Annotated in this window: 1 pseudogene; it reads left to right on the plus strand. The window is 64.8% G+C overall.

Annotation, left to right across the window (positions count from 1 at the left end):
• Positions 1-138: 138 nt before the first annotated feature.
• Positions 139-857 (plus strand): annotated as a pseudogene (locus D7Y15_RS46270) (IS5 family transposase); the annotation flags it as partial.
• Positions 858-873 lie beyond the last annotated feature (16 nt).

Consider the following 873-nt stretch of genomic DNA (forward strand, 5'->3'; position numbering starts at 1 on the left):
CTAGGGGGTGTCCCTAATTATCTGAAGAAAGGTGCTGGAGGCCGAGCGGCCGCCAGCCCCGTGGGCAGGGTTGAGCTTGCAGGGAAAGGAAGAGCTGAGCACCCCTGGTGAGTGCACCGACATGAGCTGACGGACGAGCAGTGGAAGCAGCTTGAGCCACTCATCCCTGCCCGACGAGGGCCGCGCACCAAGAAAGGTGACCGGCAGTTCGTCAATGCAGTGCTCTGGCGGGTGAAGACGGGCGCACCCTGGCGTGACTTGCCAGAGCGTTACGGGCCCTGGAAGACGGTCTACAACCGCTTCGGGCGCTGGGCGACCCGAGGAGTATGGGAGGGGCTCTTCAAGTCGCTGCAGTTGCAAGTGGATGATGTCGGCTCGCTGATGGACGCCACCATCATCCGGGCGCATCAGGACGCCGCGGGCGCAAAAGGGGGGGCCGATGCAATGCTCTGGGCCGTTCTCGAGGAGGCTTTTCTTCCAAGGTCCACGCCCTGTGCACCACCCAGGGCCAACCGCTCGAAGTGACGCTGACGCCTGGGCAGCGCGGCGACGTCACTGAAGCCGAGCACCTCATTCAGTATGCGCACGGCAAGGCGCTCATCGCCGACGCCGGCTATGACGCCGACCACCTCGTGCAGGCCGTCCGGGAGCGCGGAATGAGGCCCGTCATCGCGATGAATCCAACGCGCAAGCACCACCGGCGCCGCAACAGTCGCGCCCTCTACCGGCTGCGCATCCAGGTGGAGTGCATGTTCCACCGCCTCAAGCGCTTCCGCGCCGTGGCCACCCGCTACGAGAAGACCGCCACCAACTACCTGGCGGTCCTCCACCTGGCCTGCATGATGCTTTGGCTTAATTAGGGACACCCCCTAG

Source organism: Corallococcus sp. AB030, from assembly GCF_003668965.1.
GTDB lineage: Bacteria > Myxococcota > Myxococcia > Myxococcales > Myxococcaceae > Corallococcus > Corallococcus exiguus.